General features: G+C 71.2%; 25 protein-coding genes and 2 pseudogenes. 12 read left to right on the top strand and 15 right to left on the bottom strand.

The window, feature by feature from the left end:
• Positions 1–309: pseudogene (locus tag DI269_RS12350) on the bottom strand (hypothetical protein); the annotation flags it as partial.
• A gap of 164 nt (positions 310–473) precedes the next feature.
• On the opposite strand from DI269_RS12350, the gene DI269_RS12345 reads away from it, so the two are divergent.
• Positions 474–1178: a helix-turn-helix domain-containing protein gene (locus DI269_RS12345; protein ID WP_112136315.1), complete on the top strand. Its 705-nt coding sequence runs from the start codon at positions 474–476 to the stop codon at positions 1176–1178.
• Here DI269_RS12345 and DI269_RS12340 read toward each other — a convergent pair.
• On the bottom strand, positions 1175–2086 hold the full coding sequence (locus DI269_RS12340) for a hypothetical protein (RefSeq protein ID WP_157974934.1): 912 nt from the start codon (positions 2084–2086) through the stop codon (positions 1175–1177). The genes DI269_RS12345 and DI269_RS12340 overlap by 4 nt on opposite strands.
• Before the next feature lie 139 nt (positions 2087–2225).
• Between DI269_RS12340 and DI269_RS12335 the strand changes: the two genes are divergently transcribed.
• Positions 2226–3368, top strand: coding sequence for a glycosyltransferase family 4 protein (locus tag DI269_RS12335; protein WP_112136310.1), 1143 nt, complete (start codon positions 2226–2228; stop codon positions 3366–3368).
• On the opposite strand, the gene DI269_RS12330 is transcribed toward DI269_RS12335, so the two are convergent.
• Complete coding sequence (locus DI269_RS12330) at positions 3295–3813, bottom strand: DUF2269 domain-containing protein (protein WP_112136308.1); 519 nt, start codon at positions 3811–3813, stop codon at positions 3295–3297. The genes DI269_RS12335 and DI269_RS12330 overlap by 74 nt on opposite strands.
• A 73-nt stretch (positions 3814–3886) precedes the next feature.
• Positions 3887–5083, bottom strand: a complete 1197-nt coding sequence (locus DI269_RS12325) for a cation:proton antiporter (protein WP_157974933.1) — start codon at positions 5081–5083, stop codon at positions 3887–3889.
• Between the two features lie 117 nt (positions 5084–5200).
• Here DI269_RS12325 and trhA point away from each other — a divergent pair, with 117 nt between their 5' ends.
• Both trhA and DI269_RS12315 read left to right on the top strand, forming a co-directional pair.
• Entirely contained in the window at positions 5201–5854 is a 654-nt protein-coding gene (gene trhA / locus DI269_RS12320) for a PAQR family membrane homeostasis protein TrhA (RefSeq protein ID WP_112136304.1), read from the top strand.
• Positions 5855–5896: 42 nt separating this feature from the next.
• On the top strand, positions 5897–6283 hold the full coding sequence (locus tag DI269_RS12315) for a DnaJ family domain-containing protein (RefSeq protein WP_112136302.1): 387 nt from the start codon (positions 5897–5899) through the stop codon (positions 6281–6283).
• A 43-nt stretch (positions 6284–6326) separates the two neighbouring features.
• On the opposite strand, the gene DI269_RS12310 is transcribed toward DI269_RS12315, so the two are convergent.
• A complete protein-coding gene (locus DI269_RS12310) occupies positions 6327–7076 on the bottom strand; it encodes an SAM-dependent methyltransferase (RefSeq protein ID WP_112136300.1) in 750 nt (249 codons plus the stop codon).
• Between the two features lie 58 nt (positions 7077–7134).
• Here DI269_RS12310 and DI269_RS27050 point away from each other — a divergent pair, with 58 nt between their 5' ends.
• Entirely contained in the window at positions 7135–7305 is a 171-nt protein-coding gene (locus tag DI269_RS27050) for a hypothetical protein (RefSeq protein ID WP_157974932.1), read from the top strand.
• A gap of 73 nt (positions 7306–7378) precedes the next feature.
• Here DI269_RS27050 and DI269_RS27045 read toward each other — a convergent pair whose 3' ends face one another.
• Positions 7379–8464: a coiled-coil domain-containing protein gene (locus tag DI269_RS27045; RefSeq protein WP_157974931.1), complete on the bottom strand. Its 1086-nt coding sequence runs from the start codon at positions 8462–8464 to the stop codon at positions 7379–7381.
• Between the two features lie 282 nt (positions 8465–8746).
• On the opposite strand from DI269_RS27045, the gene DI269_RS12300 reads away from it, so the two are divergent.
• Together DI269_RS12300 and DI269_RS12295 are read left to right on the top strand one after the other, a co-directional pair.
• Complete coding sequence (locus DI269_RS12300; protein WP_232822723.1) at positions 8747–9682, top strand: NADP-dependent oxidoreductase; 936 nt, start codon at positions 8747–8749, stop codon at positions 9680–9682.
• 85 nt (positions 9683–9767) lie between these two features.
• Positions 9768–10178, top strand: a complete 411-nt coding sequence (locus tag DI269_RS12295) for a VOC family protein (protein WP_112136295.1) — start codon at positions 9768–9770, stop codon at positions 10176–10178.
• A 72-nt stretch (positions 10179–10250) separates the two neighbouring features.
• Here DI269_RS12295 and DI269_RS27765 read toward each other — a convergent pair whose 3' ends face one another.
• The 4 genes and pseudogenes from DI269_RS27765 to DI269_RS12275 all read right to left on the bottom strand — a co-directional run bounded on the left by DI269_RS27765 (position 10251) and on the right by DI269_RS12275 (position 13234).
• Positions 10251–11249, bottom strand: coding sequence for an ABC transporter permease subunit (locus DI269_RS27765; protein WP_198667359.1), 999 nt, complete (start codon positions 11247–11249; stop codon positions 10251–10253).
• The gene (locus DI269_RS12285; RefSeq protein ID WP_112136293.1) at positions 11246–12139 is read right to left on the bottom strand and encodes an ABC transporter ATP-binding protein; all 894 of its coding nucleotides are present in this window, start codon (positions 12137–12139) and stop codon (positions 11246–11248) included. Before DI269_RS12285 ends, DI269_RS27765 begins: the two co-directional genes overlap by 4 nt.
• Before the next feature lie 22 nt (positions 12140–12161).
• A pseudogene (locus tag DI269_RS29060) lies at positions 12162–12527 on the bottom strand (GntR family transcriptional regulator); the annotation flags it as partial.
• A 104-nt stretch (positions 12528–12631) separates the two neighbouring features.
• The gene (locus DI269_RS12275; protein WP_157974929.1) at positions 12632–13234 is read right to left on the bottom strand and encodes a rhomboid family intramembrane serine protease; all 603 of its coding nucleotides are present in this window, start codon (positions 13232–13234) and stop codon (positions 12632–12634) included.
• A 121-nt stretch (positions 13235–13355) separates the two neighbouring features.
• Here DI269_RS12275 and DI269_RS12270 point away from each other — a divergent pair, with 121 nt between their 5' ends.
• Complete coding sequence (locus tag DI269_RS12270) at positions 13356–14018, top strand: NAD(P)-dependent oxidoreductase (protein WP_112136287.1); 663 nt, start codon at positions 13356–13358, stop codon at positions 14016–14018.
• Here DI269_RS12270 and DI269_RS12265 read toward each other — a convergent pair.
• On the bottom strand, positions 14012–14464 hold the full coding sequence (locus tag DI269_RS12265; protein WP_112136285.1) for a MarR family winged helix-turn-helix transcriptional regulator: 453 nt from the start codon (positions 14462–14464) through the stop codon (positions 14012–14014). The genes DI269_RS12270 and DI269_RS12265 overlap by 7 nt on opposite strands.
• Positions 14465–14667: 203 nt before the next feature.
• On the opposite strand from DI269_RS12265, the gene DI269_RS12260 reads away from it, so the two are divergent.
• Positions 14668–15099 (top strand): FKBP-type peptidyl-prolyl cis-trans isomerase, encoded by a 432-nt coding sequence (locus tag DI269_RS12260; protein WP_232822718.1) that lies wholly within the window; start codon positions 14668–14670, stop codon positions 15097–15099.
• Positions 15100–15147: 48 nt separating this feature from the next.
• Here DI269_RS12260 and DI269_RS12255 read toward each other — a convergent pair whose 3' ends face one another.
• The 3 genes from DI269_RS12255 to DI269_RS12245 form a co-directional block, all read right to left on the bottom strand.
• The gene (locus DI269_RS12255) at positions 15148–15426 is read right to left on the bottom strand and encodes a MoaD/ThiS family protein (RefSeq protein ID WP_232822722.1); all 279 of its coding nucleotides are present in this window, start codon (positions 15424–15426) and stop codon (positions 15148–15150) included.
• Positions 15426–16565 (bottom strand): WD40/YVTN/BNR-like repeat-containing protein, encoded by a 1140-nt coding sequence (locus DI269_RS12250; protein ID WP_112136280.1) that lies wholly within the window; start codon positions 16563–16565, stop codon positions 15426–15428. The genes DI269_RS12255 and DI269_RS12250 overlap by 1 nt, the downstream gene beginning before the upstream one ends.
• Positions 16566–16629: 64 nt before the next feature.
• Entirely contained in the window at positions 16630–17166 is a 537-nt protein-coding gene (locus DI269_RS12245; protein WP_112136278.1) for an AAA family ATPase, read from the bottom strand.
• 118 nt (positions 17167–17284) lie between these two features.
• Between DI269_RS12245 and DI269_RS12240 the strand changes: the two genes are divergently transcribed.
• Entirely contained in the window at positions 17285–18001 is a 717-nt protein-coding gene (locus DI269_RS12240) for an HNH endonuclease family protein (RefSeq protein ID WP_112136276.1), read from the top strand.
• On the opposite strand, the gene DI269_RS12235 is transcribed toward DI269_RS12240, so the two are convergent.
• Positions 17998–18669 carry a maleylpyruvate isomerase N-terminal domain-containing protein gene (locus tag DI269_RS12235; protein WP_157974928.1) on the bottom strand — a complete coding sequence of 224 codons (672 nt, stop codon included), beginning with the start codon at positions 18667–18669 and terminating at the stop codon, positions 17998–18000. The two genes, DI269_RS12240 and DI269_RS12235, sit on opposite strands and share 4 nt — an antisense overlap.
• Before the next feature lie 42 nt (positions 18670–18711).
• On the opposite strand from DI269_RS12235, the gene DI269_RS28650 reads away from it, so the two are divergent.
• Positions 18712–19440, top strand: a complete 729-nt coding sequence (locus DI269_RS28650; RefSeq protein ID WP_157974927.1) for a hypothetical protein — start codon at positions 18712–18714, stop codon at positions 19438–19440.
• Between the two features lie 20 nt (positions 19441–19460).
• Positions 19461–19961, top strand: coding sequence for a tetratricopeptide repeat protein (locus tag DI269_RS12225; protein WP_112136269.1), 501 nt, complete (start codon positions 19461–19463; stop codon positions 19959–19961).
• Positions 19962–19967 lie beyond the last annotated feature (6 nt).

Here is a 19967-nt window from a genome sequence, read left to right as displayed (position 1 = left end):
GGGGAGCAGTCCGGGCCCGGTCGGCGCGGGCGCCGGGACCGGGGTCTGGGCCTGCGTGCGCTGGCGCGGGGCCGCGCGCCTCGCGCCCTCTCCGGGGGCCGGCAGGCGCAGCTCGGCCGCGGAGAACGACAGCTCGTCGGACCCGAAGGCGACCTGGACGAAGTCGTCGACGCCCGCGGGGTCCAGTGCGACGACCTTGCCGGTGCGCCCCGCGACCTGCCCGGCCGCGTCGGTGAACACCACCTTGGGTTTCTTCCCTTGCGCCAGCACCGCTTCCAGATGGGCGATGTCGGCACTCGACAGTGACATCGGGGGCTCCTTCTTCACTCAGGTTCGGAGGCACGGCCCTTGCGGGCACGGCCTGGTGAACTGGTCTGCATCCTCCAATACCTACCCGCAGGGTCCGACACTGCCCCGCCCCGCAGTCGCCTCCGCCGCGCCCGATGTCGGTGCAGCGCGTTACGGTCGGAGTCATGGGAACCGCACCGGCGGCCTATGAGGAGCGGCCCGCGCCTACCGCTGCGGCGGCGTGGTCGCCGTGCCTGTGGGTCCGACAAGCACCCGCGGCCGGAACGGTCACGGTCGTGCCGGACGCGTGCACCGACCTGCTGTGGCGCGCCGGGCGACTGGAGGTCGCCGGCCCCGACACGGCGCCGCGCACCGTAGCCCTGAAAGCGGGGGAGGTGATCGCGGGGGTGCGCCTGCGACCGGGCGCCGCCCGCGTCCTCCTGGGCCCGGTCCCTGCGACCGAGATCCGCGACACCCAACCGGACCTGGCCGACCTGTGGCACCGCACGGCCCTCGCCGACCGGGCCGCTGCCGAGACCGACCCGTGGCGCGTCGCCGCGCTCCTCGCCGACGCCCTCACCAAACGGGCCCACGCACCGGATCCGGTCGCGCTGGCCGTCGCCGCGGCCCTCGACCGCCCCCGCCCGCCCCGCATTCCCGACCTGGCCTGGGATCTGGGGTTCTCGGAGCGGCAGCTGCGCCGCCGCGTCGAACAGGCCGCCGGGTACGGGCCGAAGACCCTGGAGCAGATCCTGCGCTTCCACCGCGCCATGGCCGCCGCGGGGGAGGACCCGGACTGGGCGCGGGTCGCGGCCGAGGCGGGGTATGCCGACCAGGCGCACCTGTCGCGGCAGGTACGCCGCTGGTCCGGCCGGCCCCCCACGGGCTAAGCCCGACCCTCCCACGCGCGCAGCGTCCTGAGCGCCGCGATCGTGAACCCGGGACGGGCCTGCTGCTCGATGCCGGGATGCCAGCGCCGGTAGTGGATCGGCCAGCCCCCGTCCTCGCCCTGCTCGGCGGCCCTGAAGTCCAGGGCCGCACCCATCTCCGCGGCCGTGAACCAGCCCGCGCCGACACTGCCGGGGGTCGGGGCGAAGTCGCACGCGAGGTGGTGCTCGCCCGGCGCATACCCCGCCGGCGGCTCCAGCCCCCCGGGATTACTGGGGTCGAGGAGGACCAGCCCTGCGCGGACGATCGCCCCGATCCGCTTCGCCACACCCTCGGCCCACGCCCGGTCCGGCTCCGAGCCGAGGAACGCGGCAACACTGAACACCTCGTAGGGGTGCGTGGCCTCCAGGGCGTCGATCCGGTCCCGGCAGAATGCGGCCGCACCCTCGATCCACGGATGCTCGATCCCGTTGCGGCGCAGGATACCGACCGTACGCGCGGTGGTCAGGAGGCCACCTTGGTCCTGCGGCGGCGCCTGCACCCACGGCGGATGCGGGACGGCCGCGATCGAATCCAGCAAATCAGGGACACCCCCGTCCGGCGCCGTCCACCGGGTCAGCCATTCGCACACGCCCGCCCCGGTCTCCTGGTCGAGGCGTCCGGCCTCGTCGAGGATCTCGACCGCGCCCATCGCCGACAGCGGCTGCGGCTCGGGTCCCTTCACGTCAGGTTCGATCGCGAACGCGAACCCCCCGTCACTAGTCCTATGCGCGAGCACCGCGTCCCGCACCGCCCCCGCCGACCCGGTCCCCAGGAACAGCGCCATGCGCCGCTGATCCAACAGGCCCCCGGTCCGCCACACGAACTGCGCCGCCCGGCCCGTCACCGTCTCATCGATCCGTCGTCCCATACCCGCCACGCTAAAACCCCGGGCCCCTGCGGGGCTTGAACGAATCGGCCACGCCCCCGGCCGCGAATATCGGCTGCGGTTCAGACCCGCGACACGTTCAATTCCCTCCATCGCCCACCTGCGCCTTTATGCTCCGGTCATGAGAGTCGCACTGGTCACCGAGTCCTTCCCGCCGCAGATCAACGGTGTGGCCCGCTCCGTCGCGCGGGCCGCGGCGCACCTGGTCGCGCGCGGGATCGAACCGGTCGTCATCGCCCCCGCCCCCGGGCCGGGCCCGCGCCCGGTCTTCGACTGGCCCGTAGTCCACGTGCCCTCCGTGCGCCTGCCCGCCTACCGCCACTTCCGCGCCGGCCTCGCCACCCGCGCCCTCGACGAGGCCCTCGACGCCTACAAGCCCGACGTCGTCCACCTCGCCAGCCCCTTCGGGTACACCGCCCGCGCCGCCGCCTGGGCCGAGCGCCGCGGCGTCCCCGCCGTCGCCGTCTGGCAGACCGACCTGCCCGCCTACACCCGCGCCTACCACCTCACCGCGTTCGAACAGCTCGTGTGGAAGCGCCTCAAGTCCATCCACTCCCGGGCGGCGGTCAACCTCGCCCTCTCCGACTGCACCGCCCGTTCCCTCACCGACCAGGGCATCGGAAGCGTCGCGGTCCTGCCGCACGGGGTCGACACCACCCGCTTCCACCCCGACTTCCGCGACCAGAACCTCCACGACGCCCTCACCCCCGACGGGGAGCTCCTGGTCGGCTACGTCGGGCGCCTCGCCCGCGAGAAGCAGCTCCACTGGCTCGCCGACCTCGCCGCGCTCCCGGGCGTGCGCCTGGTCATCGCCGGCGACGGGCCCCGGCGCCGCGCCCTCGAACGGCTCCTCCCGCAGGCCTCGTTCCTGGGCGCCCTCCACGGCGAGGACCTCTCCCGCCTGTACGCCTCCCTCGACCTGTTCGTCCACACCGGACCGTTCGAGACGTTCGGGCAGACCATCCAGGAAGCCCACGCCTCCGGGGTCGCGGTCGTCGCCGTCGACGCCGGCGGCGCCGCCGAACTGGTCGACCCCGGCGTGGACGGCACGCACTTCCCGGCCGGCGACCCGACCGCGCTGGCGGGCCTGGTCGCCGACCTCGCCGAGCGCCGGGACGTGCTGCGGCAGTGGGGGCGGCGCGGACGATTGAAGGTCCGCGGCCGCACCTGGGAGGCCGAAGGGGACGCGCTCATCGAGCACTACGGGCGGGCACTCGTGCTGGGGCCGGTGCGCGCCGCGCGCCAAGTCGTCCCCACGGTTTGACATAGGACAGGATCGTCGCCCCCAGGTAGACCGCCGAGGACACGATCGGGGCCGCGATCACCTGATCGTCGAGGACCTGCAACTGGGCCGGGTCGAGGGTCGCGGCCGCCGCTTCCAATCCAGGGCGCAGCGCGAACACGGTCGCGGCGAACGCCAGCACCGTGGCCACCAGCTTCACCAGGACCCACTTGTACGACGGCCCCCACCGGGTGCCGAGCATCAGGACCACGCCGGTGGCGATCGCGACCGCCCCGATCGGGATCGCGAGGGTCGAGGCGAGGGCGTCCATGGCGGTCCCGGCCGCGAACTGCACGGCAGGATCGCCCGTGGTGGTGGCCCGGGCGCCGAGGACGAGCAGGCTCAGGCTCAAGCCCAGCCAGGCGACCGACGAGGCCACGTGCGCGATGACGAAGAACCGGTATGCGGGGCGACGGAGTCTGCTCATACCCCGAACCTTCGCGCCCGCGCCCGCACGGGCGCATCGGAGCGAGAACGTATCCGCCCCTACGCCGATACGCCTAGATCGGTTCGGCCGCGACCGCCGCCGTGTCCCGCCTGGCCCACTTCAACCCCAGGAGCGGGAACACCAGGACCGAGACCATCGCGGCCCCGACCATCGCCGCCGCCACCGACGCGTCCACCAGGCCCCGCTCGGCCGCCGTCGACGAGGCGATGACCACGATCGGCAGCTGCGTCGCCGCGAACAACGCCAAAGCCCCCCGGTCACCACCCGCCAAAGCCCCCCGCGCCAGCGCCCACGTCACCACACCCCGCACGAGCGCGAACGCGGCCAAGAACACCGGGATCAACGCCAGCGCCGCAGGCGAGGCCAGCAACTCGTCCAGATCGAACGCCACCCCCGTGTAGACGAAGAACACCGGGACGACCGCGCCGAACCCGATCCCGTCGAGCTTCGACTGCACGAGCGCCTCCTCCCGGTCGTCCAATGCCGACAGCAGCAGGTGCATGCACACCCCGGCCGCGAACGCCCCCAACGCGATGTCCACCCCGATCTCCGCCGCCAGCAGCACCGCCGCCAACAGCACGAGCACCGACAGGCGGACCGCCAACTGGGCGCTCGTCCCCAGCGTCGCCGACAGCAGCCGCCCCACCCGCGCCGACCGCTTCAACGACCCCAACGCCGCCGCCGCGACCGCCAACCCCACCAAAGCGATCACCAGGGTCGTCTTCCCGGAGTGGTGGCCCTCCGAATAGAACAACGCCAGCAGCGCGATCGGCGCGAACTCACCGACCGCCCCCACCGCCATCAGATGCGGCCCCACCGGACCCGCCAGCAGCCCCGAGTCCCGCGCGATCGGCAGGATCGTCCCCAGCGCCGTCGAACACACCCCGATCGCCAAGATCAGCACCGCCGCACCCGCACCCAGGGCCCACAACGCCCCCGCCGCCGCCCCGAACGACACCAGCCACCCCACCGCCGCCGCCGCGATCGGCCTCCCGCGCACCGACCGGAAATCGATCTCATACCCCGCCAGGAAGAACAGCATCGCCAACCCCAACTGCGACACCGTCTCCAACAGCGGACCCGTCTGCACCACGCCCAGCACCTGCGGCCCGATCAGCATCCCCAGCACGATCTCCACGACCACGCTCGGCAACCGCACCCACCGCTCCACCCGGTCCACCAGCAAAGGCGCCGCCACCGCCGCCAAAGCCAGCACCACCAGCTGCACCGACAACCCGTCCAAGTCCACGACCGGCAGCCTAAGCCCCGAAACCCGCCACCGGCGCCCGTTCGGGGCCTAACCCCACCCCCGATCGGGGGAGCAGCGACACTACCAACCGGTAACCCCCGGACGTAGCCTCGAACCATGGCACTGGCACCCGCGCACCCCGACACCAAACCCCGCCTCCGCGGCTGGCTCCACCTCGGCGCCTTCCCCATCGCACTCCTCGCCGGACTCGCCCTCACCGCCACCGCACCCACCCTCCCCGGACGCCTCTCCACCGCGATCTACGTCGCCGCCTCAGCGCTCCTGTTCGGCATCTCCGCCCTCTACCACCGCACCACCCTCACCGACACCGCCACCGCCGTCCTCAAACGCCTCGACCACGCCAACATCTACCTCATCATCGCCGGCACCTACACGCCCATCGCCGTCCTCGCCCTCCACGGCACCCCCCGCACCGCACTCCTGACCGTCATCTGGACCGGCGCACTCCTAGGCGTCCTCTTCCGCGTCCTGTGGCACGGCGCCCCGCGCTGGCTCTACACCGTCCTGTACATCGTGCTGGGCTGGTCCGCGGTGTTCGTCATCCCGCAGCTCGCCGACGGCGCCGGCATCGCCGCGACCGTCCTGATCTTCACCGGCGGCGTCCTCTACACCATCGGCGGCGTCGTCTACGCCCTCAAGCGCCCCAACCCGTCCGTGCGGTGGTTCGGATTCCACGAGGTCTTCCACGCCTTCACCGTCGCCGCCTACATCGCCCAGTTCACGGCCGTCGCCCTAGTGGTCCAAGCCTGACCGATACGATTGCGGCACCGACCGACTGAGAGGAGTGCCGCCATGAGCGACCGCCAAGCCAGGGGAGTGGACCGCGCCATCCAGGAAGCCGAGGCGCGCGGCGAGTTCGCGAACCTCCCCGGGGCCGGCAAGCCGATCCCCGGCATCGGACAGCCCCTGCGCGAGGACTGGTGGCTGCACCAGCAGGCCACCCGCGAGAACATCGGCCTCGACGCCCTCCCGCCCGCGCTGCGCCTGGCCAAGGAACGCGAAGCCCTCCCCGACACGCTCGACGCGCTGGCCGACGAGGCCGCCGTCCGTGCCGCCGTCGACGAGCTCAACGCCCGCATCCGCAAGGCCCTCATCGGCCCCGTCGACGGCCCGCCGCTGCGCTTCGGCCTCATCGACGCCGACGACGCCGTCACCGCCTGGCGAGACCGCCGCAGGTAGCACGAAGGCCCGGACCCCCACCGGGTCCGGGCCGTGCCCACACCTATAACGCTACCGCGCGCCCCAGCGTCAGATACGTGAACCCGACCAGACCGCGGTGACCCCGCAGCCACCAGGCACGATGCTGATCAGCGGCCTCACGGATCTCCACGGCGCGCTCGTGGCCCGGGTTCGCCTGCAACCAGACCTCCTTGTCCGCGAGGTACTCGGACTCGAAGTCGTCCCATTCGGACCGCTCCACCGACTCGATCCGCAACGGCCGCAACCCGATCTCCACGGCCGCATCGACCAGGTCCGGCAGCAGCATGAAGTCGGCGGCCGAGGACTCCGGCCACATCGTCGCCAGCTCCGCCTCGGTCGGCACCCGCTCCCACACGCCGTCGCCGAACAGCAGCCGCCCGCCGGGCTTCACCAGCTTGGACAGGGCCGCGATCGCCTCCGCACCGGTCCCGAACGCATGCGCCGCCCCGATGCAGATCACCAGGTCCGCGGGCTCGGTCCAGTCCTCGCCCTGGTACTCCACGAACTCCAGCCGGTCGCTGATCCCGCGCCGGGCCGCACCCGCACGGCCGCGCTCCAGCAGCTCCAGGTCCGAGTCGATCCCCACCGCCGTCGCGCCGGGGACCCGCTCGGTCACGCGCTGCAGCAGCTCGCCCCACCCGCAGCCGATGTCCAGGATCGTCTGCGGCCCGAACGCCGCACACTCCTCGACTTGCCGCTCGAACCGCCACGAGGCGATGGGGGAGTTGATATCGAGATGGCCGTACCGCGACGGCCCGTCATGAGAAGTCATCGCCGGGACCGTACCAGCAGCCCCACACGCCCAAACGAGAAACCCCTACACTGCCCCCATGATCACCGTCCACGCCTACGTCTGGGCCCGCCCCGAACACGCCGACACCTACGACGGCACCGCCGGACTCACCGCCAAGAACACGAACCTCCCCGACAAGCAAGGCCAGGACTGGACCGCCTACTACGACAAGCTCGAACAGGCCGCCCGCCAAGCCGCCGGCAAGTAAACGAACAGGGGCCCGGCGAACACCGGGCCCCGAAAAACCAGACAAAACACCCGCACCTCAACGCGGGGGAGTACTACCCCTCCCGCACCTCACCGGCCCGAGCCTCAGCGGCCAACGCCCGCTCACGCCACGACCCCGCCTCACCCCGCAACGCCGCACCCGCGGCCTCCGCCGCCTCCAACCGCGACGACAGCACCCGCTGATCCGCCACCGCATCCGCGAACTCGGCCTGCAACCGCGACAACGCCTCAGCCCGCTCCACCGAAGCCGCAGTCGCATGCTCCGCATCCCGGCGCGCCACCGCCAACTCCGCCAGCAGCGACTCCACCCGCGACCGCTCACCGTCGCGCTCCACCATCACCGCCGACACCCGCGCCTCAGCCCGCTCCAAAGCCGCCTCACCGGCCCGCAGCGCCTCCGACGCCTCCACCGCCACCTGATCGGCCCGCACCCGCGCCGACTCCGCCTCACCCCGAGCCGCAGCCGCCACCAACTCCGCCTCCTCACGCGACGCCACCGCAGCATCCCGATCAGACACCGCGCCGGCAGCCACCGCCTGGGCCTGCGACGCCTCCTCAAGCGCCGCATCACGGTCCGCGACCGCCGCCCGAGCCTCACCGAGCGCCCGCGCCGACTCCTCACGAGCCGCCTCAGCCTCACGCACCGCCGCGACCCGCGCCGCCACCGCCTCCTTCGCCCGCACCTCAGCAGCCGCAGTCACCGCCGTCACCCGCTCGACCTCCGCCAGCGCGGTCGCCAACTCCTCCCGCAGGGCACCCGCCCTCGACGCCACCTCGTCACGCTCCGCCCGCGACGCCGCCACCGCACTGGCCGCATCCGACCGGACCTCCGCGATCCGCGCCTCGACCTCCGCCGGATCCGTCTCCGCACGCAGCGCCTCAGCGAGCGGCGCCAGCGCCGAGGACATCGACTGCTCGATCTGCTCGTACAACTCCTCAGCCCGCGCCAACGCACCCTCCAGGCCAGGCGTGGAGCGCCGCAGTTCGCGCTGGCGCTTCGCCTGGGAGGCGCAGTCGCCGTCGGCGCAGTACAGGCGGGGCCGGCCGCGGCCGGGCTGCTGCGGGATCGGCGTCCCGCACCGCTTGCACAGCGTCACGAGCTTCGGGAGGGCCTGGGCGGTTGCATCTGTTTTCGTCATGCCCACATCCTAACATTATTTATTTCCGGTATTAATATTTAAATAATAGAAAAACAAGCGTGTCGCCTCAAGGCATATAACTCACGAGAAGTGCCGTTCCCGCAAGTTATGAATGTGATGGGCCTGTGACGACCTAGGGAGTTCCGGGGCCCCGTTCGTCGGGTCGGTGACCCTATTGGCGCGATCGGGCCTGCGGGCCCGGTTCGGGGCCCGGAGGGTGATCTAGACTCGCGAAGATCCTGAAGCAGATCCTGCGGAGATGAGGCGACGTTTGTGAATGCGATGATGCGCGCGGTGACCCAGTCGGTCCTGGGCACGGCCGAGGTCCTGAGGCTCGAAGACGTGGCGCGGCCCGAGCCGTTCTACGGCGAGGTGCTGGTGCGGGTGCACGCGGCGAGTCTGAACCCGGTCGACCCCGCGGCGCGCGAGTACGGGCTGTACATCGGCGAGCCGCCGTTCACCCTCGGCTGGGACGTCTCCGGTGTGGTCGAGCAGGTCGGGATCGGCGTGACGCGCTTCAAAGTCGGTGACGAGGTGTTCGGGATGCCGCGGTTCCCGCACCGCGCCGGGACCCACGCCGAGTACGTGACCGCACCGGCCCGCGACCTCGCGTTGAAGCCCGCGTCGCTGACGCACGCCGAGGCCGCCGCACTGCCGCTGACGGGCCTGACCGCCTGGCAGGCACTGGTCCCCCGCGCCCGGCTCCAAAAAGGACAGAAGGTGCTCATCCATGCGGCGGCGGGCGGGATCGGACACCTCGCCGTCCAGATCGCCAAGCACCTCGGCGCGCACGTGATCGGCACCGCCAGCGCGGGGAACCGCTCGTTCGTGCTGGGGCTGGGTGCCGATGAGGTCGTGGACTACCGGAACGAGGACTTCACCGAGCTGGTGAGCGATGTGGACGTGGTGTTCTCGACGCTCGGCGGTGATGTGGCGGCCAGATCGGTGTCGGTGATCCAGGACGGCGGGGTGCTGCTGCAGATGCACTACTCGACCCGCGATGCCGTGTTCCCTGACGCGGTGGCTCGCGGGATCGATACGCGGTTCCAGTTGGTGGAGCCGGATGCGCCCGGCCTGGAGGCCCTGGCCGATCTGGTGGAGCGGGGTGTGCTGCGGGTGCATGTGGCGCGGGAGTTCGCTCTGGAGGAGTTTCGTGAGGCGCATGCGTTGATGGAGGCGGGCGGGTTCGCGGGGAAGCTGGTGTTCCGGCTGGTGTGAGGGCTGGTCCCCCGGGTTCGGGATTCGGCTGACCGTGTCGGTGTGCGCTGCGACGATGGCGGTAGGTCGATGGAAGGAGTCCGTGATGGGGTCGATCCTCAATCCGTACGTGTCGTTCAACGGGAATGCGCGGGAGGCGATGGAGTTCTATCAGTCGGTGCTGGGCGGTGAGTTGAGCGTGATGACGTTCGGCGAGTCGGGGGTGCCGGATGCGCCGGCGGATCAGGTGATGCACGCGCACTTGCACAATGATGCGGGGTTCACGGTGATGGCGTCGGATACGCCGCCGGGGATGCCGTATGTGCCGGGGCAGAACATCGCGATCAGTCTGTCCGGTGATGACGCGGAGGCGCTGCGGGGGTATTTCGCGGGGTTGTCGGAGGGCGGGTCGGTGAACATCCCTCTGGAGAAGCAGGTGTGGGGGGACGAGTTCGGGGCGGTGGTGGACCGGTTCGGGATCGGGTGGATGGTCGACATCACGGCTGCGGCGGGCTAGTCCCCCGGCGGGGCGTGTGTATGACGGTGGGCGGGCCCTAGGGCCCGCCCGTTGTTGCTTGTGGGAATCGTGTCAGTTGACGCCGCGTGGGAGTTTCCAGAAGGCGATGGCCAGGAGGATGCCGGAGAGGGCGAGGGCGATGCCGGCTTCGATCCATTGGAAGGTCCAGTAGCGGTCGGCGGGCTGGTATTGGACGGTGAAGGTGGCGCCGAGGCCGGTGAAGCACTCGTCCATGTCGGTGACGCCGTTGGCTTCGCAGGTTTCGAACTGCTCCATGGTGATCTGGGTGCCGGTGGTGTCGACGACGGGTGCGGTGTCGGTGAGGACCCAGGCGCCGGGGAGGAGGAAGCCTTGGACGGCGGCGCCGTCGGGGCCGATGCCGACGGTGTCGGCGGATCCGGCGGTGTGGACTTCGGCGAATTCGTAGGTTGCGGTGACGGGTTCGGCGAAGTGGGGGCGTAGGGCGTTGGCCATGAGGATCTGGAAGAGGAGGAAGGCGATCATGGTGGCGGCCATGGCGACGAGGGTGCGGCGGGTGAGGAGGCCGACGGTGATGCCGATGCTGAAGGCGAGTGCGGCGTAGCCGAAGGGGGCGAGGTTGCGGGCGGCGAAGGTGAATGCGGTGAAGCGGTTGTCGACGGCGGCGTCGTAGGGTTCGGTGGCCCAGGTGAGCAGGAGGGCGAGGGCTCCGGAGGCGAGGATGCTCGCTCCCCCGACGATGGTGAGTTTGACGGCGAGCCAGTGGGTGCGGGTGATGGTCTGGGTCCAGGCGAGGCGGTGGGTGCCGGTTTCGAGTTCGCGGCTGATGAGGGGTGCGCCCCAGAAGGCGCCGATGAATGCGGGGACGGCGATGACGAGCATGCCGGCGAGCATGAGGGTGAGTTCGAACTGCTGGCTCATGAGGCGGCGGGCGTTGTCGGCGGTGCATTCGCTGGTGCAGTTGGTGACGTTGAGGTCGTAGTAGTCGCGGATGGCCCAGGCGAGCCACAGGAGGTAGGCGGCTGCGGCGGCGAGGAGGCCGGTGGTCCAGATGGTCTGGGTGCGCATTTGGCGCCAGGTCAGCCAGATCATGAGCGGGTCTCCTGGAGGATCGGGGCGCCGAGGCCTTCGGCGCGGTGGAGGTAGGTGAGGACCATGTCTTCGAGGCCGATGGGTTCGGCGCCGGGGAGGTCGAGTGGTTGCCCGGTGGTGTTGTGGACGATGAGGGTGGTCTGGCGGTCGGTGTGGTCGGCGGCGATGGTGTCGATGCCGGCGGGGAGGGTGTCGAGGGTGCCGCGGGGGCCGACGACGCGGTAGTGGTTGGCGGTGAGGTCGTCGATGTCGCCGGCGACTTGGACGCGGGATTCGGCGAGGATGACGAGGTGGTCGCAGACGCGTTCGACGTCGCCGATGAGGTGGGAGGAGAGGATGACGGAGACGTCGAGGTCGGCGACGAACTCCATGAGGGACTGGAGGAAGGCGCGGCGGGCGAGGGGGTCGAGGGCGGCGACGGGTTCGTCGAAGATGAGCAGTTCGGGGCGTTTGGCGGCGGCGAGGGTGAGGGCGAGTTGGGCTTTCTGGCCGCCGGAGAGGCGTCCGGCTTTCTTCTTGGGGTCGAGGCCGGTCTGTTCGATGCGGTGGCGGGCGATGTCGGGGTCCCAGCCGGGGTTGAGCTTCTCCCCCAGGGTGAGGTGGTCGGCGACGGTGAGGCCGGCGTAGACGGGGGTGTCCTGGGCGACGAAGCCGACGCGGGCGAGTTGGTGCTTGTCGGCGGCGGGTCGGCGGCCGAGGACTTCGATGTGGCCGCTGGTGGGTCGGATGAGTCCGGCGGCTAGGGCGAGGAGGGTGGATTTGCCGGCGCCGTTGGGGCCGACGAGGCCGGTGATGCGTCCGGCGGGGATGTCGATGGTGGCTTCGGTGAGGGCGTTGTGGCTGCCGTAGCGCTTGGTGAGCGCGTGTGCGGTGAGGACTGGGGTGGTCATGGTGGTTTCCTAACGTGGTCCTTCTCATGGTGGTGTCGAAGAGGGCGTGGATGGCGTCGTCGTCGAGTCCGGCGGTGCGGGCTCGGGTGATCCATTGGCCGAGTGCGGTTTTGAGTTCGGCGTGGGCGTCGAGGTCGCCGGCGGCGAGGGTGGCGGTGACGAAGGTGCCGCGTCCGGGTTTGGGGGCGACGAGTCCTTGGCGTTCGAGTTCGCGGTAGGCCTTGAGGACGGTGTTGGGGTTGATGGCGATCTTGGCGACGACCTGCTTGACCGTGGGCAGCTGGTCCCCCACGGTGAGCATGCCGAGTCGCAGGGCCTGCTGCACTTGGTGGACGAGTTGCATGTACGGGGCCACGCCGGAGCGCGGTTCGAGGTGGAAGTCGATCACAACTTTCTCTATTTCACTAGGATGTTAGCACTATAGTGCTATGGGGGTGGCACTGTCAATCGCGGGGTGCCCGGCAGGGCTGTTCGCGCTGGTGGCGGGGTCGGTCAGGCGGCCTTGGCGCGGCGCGAGCGGGCGACGCCGATGGCGGCGGCGATGCCGCCGAGGAACCCGAAGAGGTGGGCCTGCCAGGAGATGTACGGGCTGGTGGGCAGCACGCCCCAGATGAGCGAGCCGTAGACGACGAAGATGAGCGCGGCGATGAGGAAGTCGCCGATCTTGCGCATGAAGATCCCGCGGGCGAGCAGGTACCCGAACAGTCCGAACACGACGCCGGAGGCGCCGACGGTCACCGAGTTCGCCGGGGAGATCAGCCACACCCCGAGCCCGGAGACGACCAGCGAGGTCCCGAGTGCGGCCCACATCCCCCGCCGGTCGCGCAGCGCGCAGATGACGCCCATGACGACCAGGGGCACGGTGTTCGCGGCGAGGTGCGCGGCGTCGGCGTGGAGGAACGGGGCGGCGAGCACGCCGGGCACGAGGCCGTCGAGGGTGCGCGGGGTGATCCCCCACGCCGTCAGGTGCGCCGGGAGGACGAGGTCGGCGGCCAGGACGGCCCACAGGAGCGCGGCGAGCGCGCCCCACAGGGTGAGGGCGCGGCGGACGGGGTGCACGGGCGCCGGGCCCGTCGGCTGGACCGGGAGGGTCAATGCGGCTCCTCGCATGGGATCGGGTGGTCTTTGAAGCGTAGTCGGCGACCGCACGCCTAGGCGAGTCGCTACGAAATCGAGATAGTATGGAATCCGTATGACTTCTCGGTTTGGAGACCCCATGAAACTCGTCCTCGCCGCCGCCACCGGTGCGACCGGCCGCCTCGTCCTCGACCAGGCCCTGGCCGCCGGCCACGACGTCACCGCGCTGGTGCGCTCCCCCGGCAAACTCCCGCCCGCGACCCCCCACGCCCGCATCGACTTCAGCACTCCCGATGCGGACGCGCTGGCCGCTGCGGTGGCGGGGGCCGACGTCGTGGTCTCGGCGCTCGGCGCCACCGGGAAGCACGACGCCGGGGTCGCCCGGACCGGCACGGTCGCGATCATCGAGGCGATGCGTGCCGCGGGGGTGGGGCGCCTGGTCGTGCTCTCGGCCGCGCCGATCGGGACGGTCCCCACTCCAGTGCGGCCGGACAAGCCGCGGACCGATCCCGGCGACGGGCTGGTGCTGCGCGTGTTGACGCCGATCGTCAAGCGGGCGCTCGCCGAGCACTACGCGGACCTGGCGCTCATGGAGGACGTCGTCATCGACTCGGGGCTCGACTGGACGATCGTGCGCCCGCCGCGGTTGACGGACGGGCCCGCCAAGGGCGCCTGGCGCACCGCCGTCGGCCAGAACCCCAGGAACGGGTGGACGATCTCACGGGCCGATCTCGCCGCCTCCATGCTGGAGGCCGCGACCGATCCGGGTGCGGCCGGGAAGATCCTCGCCGTGGCCTACTGACGGCCCGCGAGGTCGTCGGTGGCCTGGCGGCCGGCGTCGACGATCCGGTCGAGGAACGCGCCGATCGTCGCCAGCTGCTCGGGCGTGAAATCGGCGCAGACCTCGGCGATCGAGGCGCGCAGCGGCTCGTAGAGCGCCCGGACCTCCCCGGTCCGGGCGTCCTCGGCCGTCAGGTGCACCGCCCGCCGGTCGGTCGGGACCCGCTCGCGCCGGATCCACCCCGCCGACTCCAGGCGGTCCAAAACTCCGGTCACGGTGGCGGGGTGGAGGTCGGCGGCCCGCGAGAGCGCGGAGGGAGTCAGGGGTCCGGTGCGGCCGATGAGGTCGAGGCATTCGAGGTCGACGTCCTGGAGGCCGAGGCGGTCGGACACCTGGTGGTTGAGGAGGCGGAGTTGGACGGTGAGGGCGCGCAGCAGCTCGGTGACGTGGTCGGTGGCGGGTTGCATGCGCGTGGTCTCTCCTGCGTTCGGGTCGGGGTCCAGGATAGGCGAGGACGGCGCCCGGGGGGTGTGGGTGGTAGGTTCTCGCGGTGGTGCATAGGCTGTTGAGGTTTGTCGTGCCGGTGGCTGCCGCGAGTGCGGTGCTGCTGGCCGGATGCGGTGCCGCCGAGGACGGCGGCTCGTCGAATGAAGGTGAAGGGGAAATCAGCGTGGTGCAGATCAGTGACGGCGTCGAGGTGTCGGTGTCGGAGGACACGGGGTCCCGCCCGGTCGTGACCGTCCCGGACGCGGCCGCTCCCGGTGAGCTGTTCGTCCACGACGTGGTCGAGGGCTCGGGCGCCGAAGCCGTGGCCGGCGACTCGGTCGCGGTGCAGTACGCGGGCTTCAACTGGTCGAACGGCAAGGAGTTCGACGCGTCCTGGAACCGCGGCGCGCAGCCGTTCGCGGTCTCGCCGCTGGGCTCGGCCCCGGTCATCCAGGGCTGGAACGACGGGCTCCTGGGCGCGCAGGTCGGCGACCGCCGCCTGATCGTCATCCCGCCGGCCCTCGGCTACGGCGCCTCGGGCGCCGGCGGCGTCATTGGCCCGAACGAGACGCTCGTGTTCGTCGTCGACGTCGTGTCGATCAACGGCAAGTCCTAGCACGAAATCGTGAAAGGGGCCGCCCACCGGGCGGCCCCTTTTCGCGTCTCATCCTCCGGCGATGGAGGGGAGGATCTGGATCTCTCTGCCGCCCAAGGGGGTGTCGAGTCCCTGGAGGCGGCGGGACTCCTCGTCGCCGATGTAGACGTTGACGAACCGCCGCAGCCTGCCCGATTCGTCCCGCAGGCGCCGGCCGAGGCGGGGGTGGGTGGCGGCGACGGCGTCGAGCAGGTCGGCGAGGGTGGCGTCGTCGGCGAGGTCGACGGCCAGGTGGCGCTCGCCGCCGCACTCGGAGGCGAGCGCGGCGGGGATCTTCACGTCGACCATCACGGGGTCACCATGGCGCGCACGCACAGCACGTCGGGCAGGTGGGCGGTCACCTGGTGCCAGGTGCCGTCGTCGCCGGCGGCCCACACGTCGCCGCAGCGGGTGCCGAAGTACCAGCCGGGGTCGGCCTGGTCGCCGTCGGTGCAGGCGCCGTCGCGCATCACGGTCCCGTAGTAGTTCTCGTCCGGGAGGCCGTGGGACCAGGAGGCCCAGGTGTCGCCGCCGTCGGTGGTGCGCCAGGCGGCGATGCGCGCACCGGGCGGGGTGCGGTCCATGGACTCGCCGACGGGCCAGGCGACGACGGTGCCGGCCTCGGTGGGGTGGGCGACCATGGCGAACCCGAAGTTCGAGGGGAGCGTCGCGGAGATGTTCGTCCAGCCGCCGTCTTTGCCGGCGCGGTAGGCGGGGCCGTGGCTCTGGACGAACAGGGTCCCCTCGGAGTCGCGGGTGACCTTGTGGATGCACTGGCCGGACTCGGGCGCCTCGTCGGGGCCGTAGTCGACGGTGATGCCCTTGGTGATGCCGTGCCAGGAGTGCCCGTCGTCCTCGGTCTGGTAGATGCCGCCCGAGGAGATGGCGACGGTGAGCTTCTCCGGTTCGCCGGGGTGGGTGACGATGGTGTGGACGGCGGGCCCGCCGGCGCCGGAGGCCCAGGTGGTGTGCTGCGGGTGGTCCCACAGGGCCTGATTGAAGGTGAACGTCTGGCCGCCGTCGTCGGAGGTCCACAGGCTGGTGGGTTCGACGCCGGCCCACACGCGCTGGCCGGGGCCGAAGGCGAGCTGCCAGATGCGTTTGACGGTGTTGGTCTCGGGGCTGTCGGGCTGGTCGATCCCGGCGGTCTCGGAGAAGTCGAGGGGCCGGTAGGGCAGGTCCTGGGGGAAGGCCATGGGGGCGTTCTCGGGTTCGCTCCAGGTGCGGGCGTAGTCGTCGGAGCGCCAGATGGAGGGCCCGAAGAAGGTGGAGGCGCCGATGAGGACGCGGCCGGTGGCGGGGTCGGCGGCGGCGGCGTAGATCTCGGCGACGGCGGTGAAGCCGTCCTTGTCGAGTTTGGCGGGGCCGTCGACCGACCAGTGGCGGCGGTCGTCGCTGGTGGCGGTGAAGAGGCCTTTGCGGGTGCCGATGAGGACGAGGTAGGCCATGGCGGGCTCCTTTGCCGTGTCGTGTGGCTTGTCGTCCTCATCGTCGCGCCCGGGTGTGACGTTTTCAGGGAGTTGGCACGTTTCCCCGTGCCAGGTCGGCCCGGATCCGGTCGGCGGCCTGCTCGGGGGTGGCATCGGTGTTGTCGATGACGGTGGTGCGGTCGGCGAGCCAGGTGCCGAGGGCGGCCTCGTAGGGGTCGCGGTGGTCCAGGCGCCACTGGAGGGCCGTCGGTTCGTCGGCGTCGGCGGTGACGCGGCGGGTGAAGGCGGTGCGGTCGGTGTGGAGGGTGTAGGCGCGCACGGGAATGGCGTGCTTGTCGAAGCCGTCCATGAGCTCGGTCCAGTAGTCGTGTTCGAGGACGGTCTGCGGGATGACGAGGGTGCCGCCGGCGTGGTCGAGGACGTGGCGGGCGGTCTCGACGGTGAGGGCCCGCCAGGGCGGGAACTCTTTGAAGTCGCGGTGCGGGAGGTCCCCCATGATGCCTCTGAGGAGGTATCCGATGTGCTCGGCGTCGAAGACCCGTGCGGGGAGGGTCTGCTGGAGGAGGCGCGCGGTGGTGGTCTTGCCGGCGCCGAAGGTGCCGTTGAGCCAGACGATCATTCGGGGGAATCTAGCAGAGGCGGACCTGGTTCGACCGGCCTGATCGTGTTACGTTGCGGACGGCTGGGGCACCCTGGCCGTGTCCGCCCCGCCGCTCCCTCCTGTAAGGACGAATGTGATGCGCGCCTCCCGCCTCGCCCTGCTGCTGTCCCCCATGCTCCTGCTCACGGCCACCGGCTGCTCCGAACTGTCGGATGCGATCGACGACGCCTCGTCGGACGCCGCCTCCGGCGACGGCACCGGGTCGCAGGTCAGTACCGAGTTCTCCGACACCGCCCCGTTCACCGTCACCGTCGATGCGGTCGCGCTGACGGCCGACATCGAGGCGCTGGCCGTGGCCGAGGAGCGCGACGAGGGCTACGACCGGGACCTGTTCCCGCACTGGAGGGACGAGGACGGCAACGGGTGCGACGCCCGCGACGACGTCCTCGTCGCCCAGGACCGGTCCGGGAACCTCACCGAGGCCGACTGCGACGGTGCGATGACCGGCGAATGGGTGTCGATGTACGACGCCGCCACGGTCACCGCCTCCGGGGACATCGACATCGACCACTTCGTGCCGTTGAAGGAGGCGTGGGGGTCCGGCGCGGTCGACTGGACCACCGAGGACCGCCAGTCCTATGCGAACTGGCTGGGCAACTCCTGGCACCTCATCGCCGTCACCGCCGCCTCGAACCGGTCCAAGTCCGACCAGGACCCCGCCGAGTGGATGCCCGAGGACGAGACCGTCTGGTGCGCCTACATCTGGGCGTGGGTCGAGGTCAAGAAGGAGTGGTCGTTGTCGGTGGACGAGGCCGAGCAGACGGCGCTGCTGGACTACGCCTCCGCGTGTTAGCCCAGCGTCAGCCAGGTGAGCCCGAGCGACTCCGCTCGGGCTTTCTCACTGGGCCCGAACGGGTCGCGGCCGGTGGCCTTGGCGATGAAGTCGACCGCGTCCATGCCCAGGTCGGCCAGCGCGCTCTCATGTGCGGGGCCGAGGAGGAGTGCGGTGAGGTGGTGCCGGGCTTCGGGGGTGGTCCAGCGGGGCTGGTCGAGGGCGTCGGCGAGGTCGATGCCGTGGACGGCGGCTTCGAGGACGCGGGTGGTGAGGAAGTCGTCGAGGGTCATGGGGTCGTCGTAGCGGGTGTAGACGCGCCGGCCTGGGGGTTCGGTGGCGCAGCGGGTGAGGATGCGGTGGCAGGTGGCGTCGAAGTCGGCGGTGAGGGCCGGTCCGCCGGCGAGTGCGGCTTGGGTGGCGGTGTCGATGCGTTCGCGGTTGCCTTCGGGTGAGAAGCGTTGGTCGGGGGTGTAGTAGCCGGCGGCGGTGACGGTGGCTTCGGGTGGTTCAGGTGCGTCGAGCATGTGGTCGAGGCGGGCGATGGTCATGGTGATGTGGGCGGTGAGGCCGGCGGCGTCCCAGGGGGTGCAGCGGGTGGGGGTGTCCCATGCGGTGATGGTGTGGAGGGCCTGGGAGAGGCGGGTGGTCTCGGCAGCCAGCGCGGTACGGGGTCCGGGTGGGATCATGGGGTCTGATCCTATGCCGCCGTGTTGGTCTGGAGTGCGCCTGTGTCGTTCGAAGCGGTGATTCGCCCGGTGATCGACCGGATCCATGTGTCGGTGCGCCACAGTGCGTATGCGGAGGTCCGGGAGTTGTACGGCTCGCGGGGTCTGGTGCCGGGGGTGGAGGTGGATGCGTTCTATGCGCTGCTGGACCATCCGGTGCCGGAGGGGGCGTTGGCGGCGCGGATGGTGTATTTCGCGTTCGACCCTGCGGCGGAGGAGGATCGGGGGCTGGTGGTGCGGTCGGGGGGCTTTTGGTCGTTGACTGCGGTGGGGCGGGAGGTGGTGGTGGAGGCTAATCGGGTGTTCACTGCGGCGGCGGAGCGGTTGTGGTCGTACCGGCCGATCGGGACGATGCCGGGGATGGACGCGGTTGTGGTCGCGGCGACCTTGATCGGGCGGTTGCTGGAGGCGGGTCAGGCGAGTGGTGGTCCGGTGTTTCGGGCGTTGACGCCGGTGTGGGAGCCGGAGGGGGCGTCGTGGTCGCAGTTGCTGGTGGCGCGGTTGGAGGCGCTGCGGCATCACCGGGCGGATGCGCACCGAGCGGCGTGGGGTGCGGCGGGGTTGAGTGTGGCGCAGGTGAAGGCGTTGGCGTCGGGGCCGGTGTGGGAGGCGGTCGAGGCGGAGACGAACCGGCTCGACGCGCCGGTCTATGAGGCGTTGGATGGTGGGGAGCGGGTGGCGTTGCTGGGGGCGCTGGGTGCGCTCGGGGACGGCCTGCGCGCACCGCATTAACGCGGGTAGGGTTCGCGTCTGTGACTGATGAGGCATGGGAAGCGCGCTGTGCGGCGCTGTGGGAGCGGCTCGACGACATGGGCCGCGAGGAGTTCGTGCAGGCGATGAAGGACCTCGCCGCCGAGCGCGGCCCGGAGGATGCGGTGGCGCTGTTCGAGGTCGGGGGCGCGCACGACTCGACCGGGTTCACCGAGACGGCGGTCGGCTACTACGAGCGGGCGGTCGCTGCGGGCTTGTCGGGGGTGCGGCGGCGTCGGGTGTCGATCCAGATGGCGTCCTCGCTGCGCGAGACCGGCCGCCCCGAGCAGGCGCTGAAGCTGATCGCAGACGAGAAGGCCCGCGGGTCGGACGCCTATGACGATGCGCTGGCGATGTGCGAGGCGCTGACGCTGGCGAAGCTGGGGCGCGACCGTGAGGGCCTGTCGGTCGCGCTGGTCGCGTTGGCTCCGCACCTGCCCAGGTATCAGCGGTCGACGGTCAACTACGCGCGCGGCCTCATCGGCCTCGATCCGGTGCAGTGAGCCTCG

The organism is Glycomyces dulcitolivorans, assembly GCF_003265355.1.
In the GTDB taxonomy this organism is placed as follows: domain Bacteria; phylum Actinomycetota; class Actinomycetes; order Mycobacteriales; family Micromonosporaceae; genus Glycomyces; species Glycomyces dulcitolivorans.
The sequence above is the reverse complement of the archived record's forward strand: the minus strand, read 5'-3'. Positions and strand labels throughout refer to the sequence as shown.

Excerpts from the sequence above, each read along its gene's own strand:
- trhA (WP_112136304.1), top strand. The coding sequence starts at position 5,201 with ATGGCACTGGCACCCGCGCACCCCGACACCAAACCCCGCCTCCGCGGC.
- DI269_RS12335 (WP_112136310.1), top strand. The coding sequence starts at position 2,226 with ATGAGAGTCGCACTGGTCACCGAGTCCTTCCCGCCGCAGATCAACGGT.
- DI269_RS12265 (WP_112136285.1), bottom strand. The coding sequence starts at position 14,464 with ATGCAACCCGCCACCGACCACGTCACCGAGCTGCTGCGCGCCCTCACC.
- DI269_RS27050 (WP_157974932.1), top strand. The coding sequence starts at position 7,135 with ATGATCACCGTCCACGCCTACGTCTGGGCCCGCCCCGAACACGCCGAC.
- DI269_RS12255 (WP_232822722.1), bottom strand. The coding sequence starts at position 15,426 with ATGGTCGACGTGAAGATCCCCGCCGCGCTCGCCTCCGAGTGCGGCGGC.
- DI269_RS27765 (WP_198667359.1), bottom strand. The coding sequence starts at position 11,249 with ATGATCTGGCTGACCTGGCGCCAAATGCGCACCCAGACCATCTGGACC.
- DI269_RS12300 (WP_232822723.1), top strand. The coding sequence starts at position 8,747 with ATGATGCGCGCGGTGACCCAGTCGGTCCTGGGCACGGCCGAGGTCCTG.
- DI269_RS27045 (WP_157974931.1), bottom strand. The coding sequence starts at position 8,464 with ATGACGAAAACAGATGCAACCGCCCAGGCCCTCCCGAAGCTCGTGACG.
- DI269_RS12240 (WP_112136276.1), top strand. The coding sequence starts at position 17,285 with ATGCGCGCCTCCCGCCTCGCCCTGCTGCTGTCCCCCATGCTCCTGCTC.
- DI269_RS12235 (WP_157974928.1), bottom strand. The coding sequence starts at position 18,669 with ATGATCCCACCCGGACCCCGTACCGCGCTGGCTGCCGAGACCACCCGC.
- DI269_RS12250 (WP_112136280.1), bottom strand. The coding sequence starts at position 16,565 with ATGGCCTACCTCGTCCTCATCGGCACCCGCAAAGGCCTCTTCACCGCC.
- DI269_RS12340 (WP_157974934.1), bottom strand. The coding sequence starts at position 2,086 with ATGGGACGACGGATCGATGAGACGGTGACGGGCCGGGCGGCGCAGTTC.
- DI269_RS12310 (WP_112136300.1), bottom strand. The coding sequence starts at position 7,076 with ATGACTTCTCATGACGGGCCGTCGCGGTACGGCCATCTCGATATCAAC.
- DI269_RS12315 (WP_112136302.1), top strand. The coding sequence starts at position 5,897 with ATGAGCGACCGCCAAGCCAGGGGAGTGGACCGCGCCATCCAGGAAGCC.
- DI269_RS12270 (WP_112136287.1), top strand. The coding sequence starts at position 13,356 with ATGAAACTCGTCCTCGCCGCCGCCACCGGTGCGACCGGCCGCCTCGTC.
- DI269_RS12345 (WP_112136315.1), top strand. The coding sequence starts at position 474 with ATGGGAACCGCACCGGCGGCCTATGAGGAGCGGCCCGCGCCTACCGCT.
- DI269_RS12295 (WP_112136295.1), top strand. The coding sequence starts at position 9,768 with ATGGGGTCGATCCTCAATCCGTACGTGTCGTTCAACGGGAATGCGCGG.
- DI269_RS12285 (WP_112136293.1), bottom strand. The coding sequence starts at position 12,139 with ATGACCACCCCAGTCCTCACCGCACACGCGCTCACCAAGCGCTACGGC.
- DI269_RS12330 (WP_112136308.1), bottom strand. The coding sequence starts at position 3,813 with ATGAGCAGACTCCGTCGCCCCGCATACCGGTTCTTCGTCATCGCGCAC.
- DI269_RS12245 (WP_112136278.1), bottom strand. The coding sequence starts at position 17,166 with ATGATCGTCTGGCTCAACGGCACCTTCGGCGCCGGCAAGACCACCACC.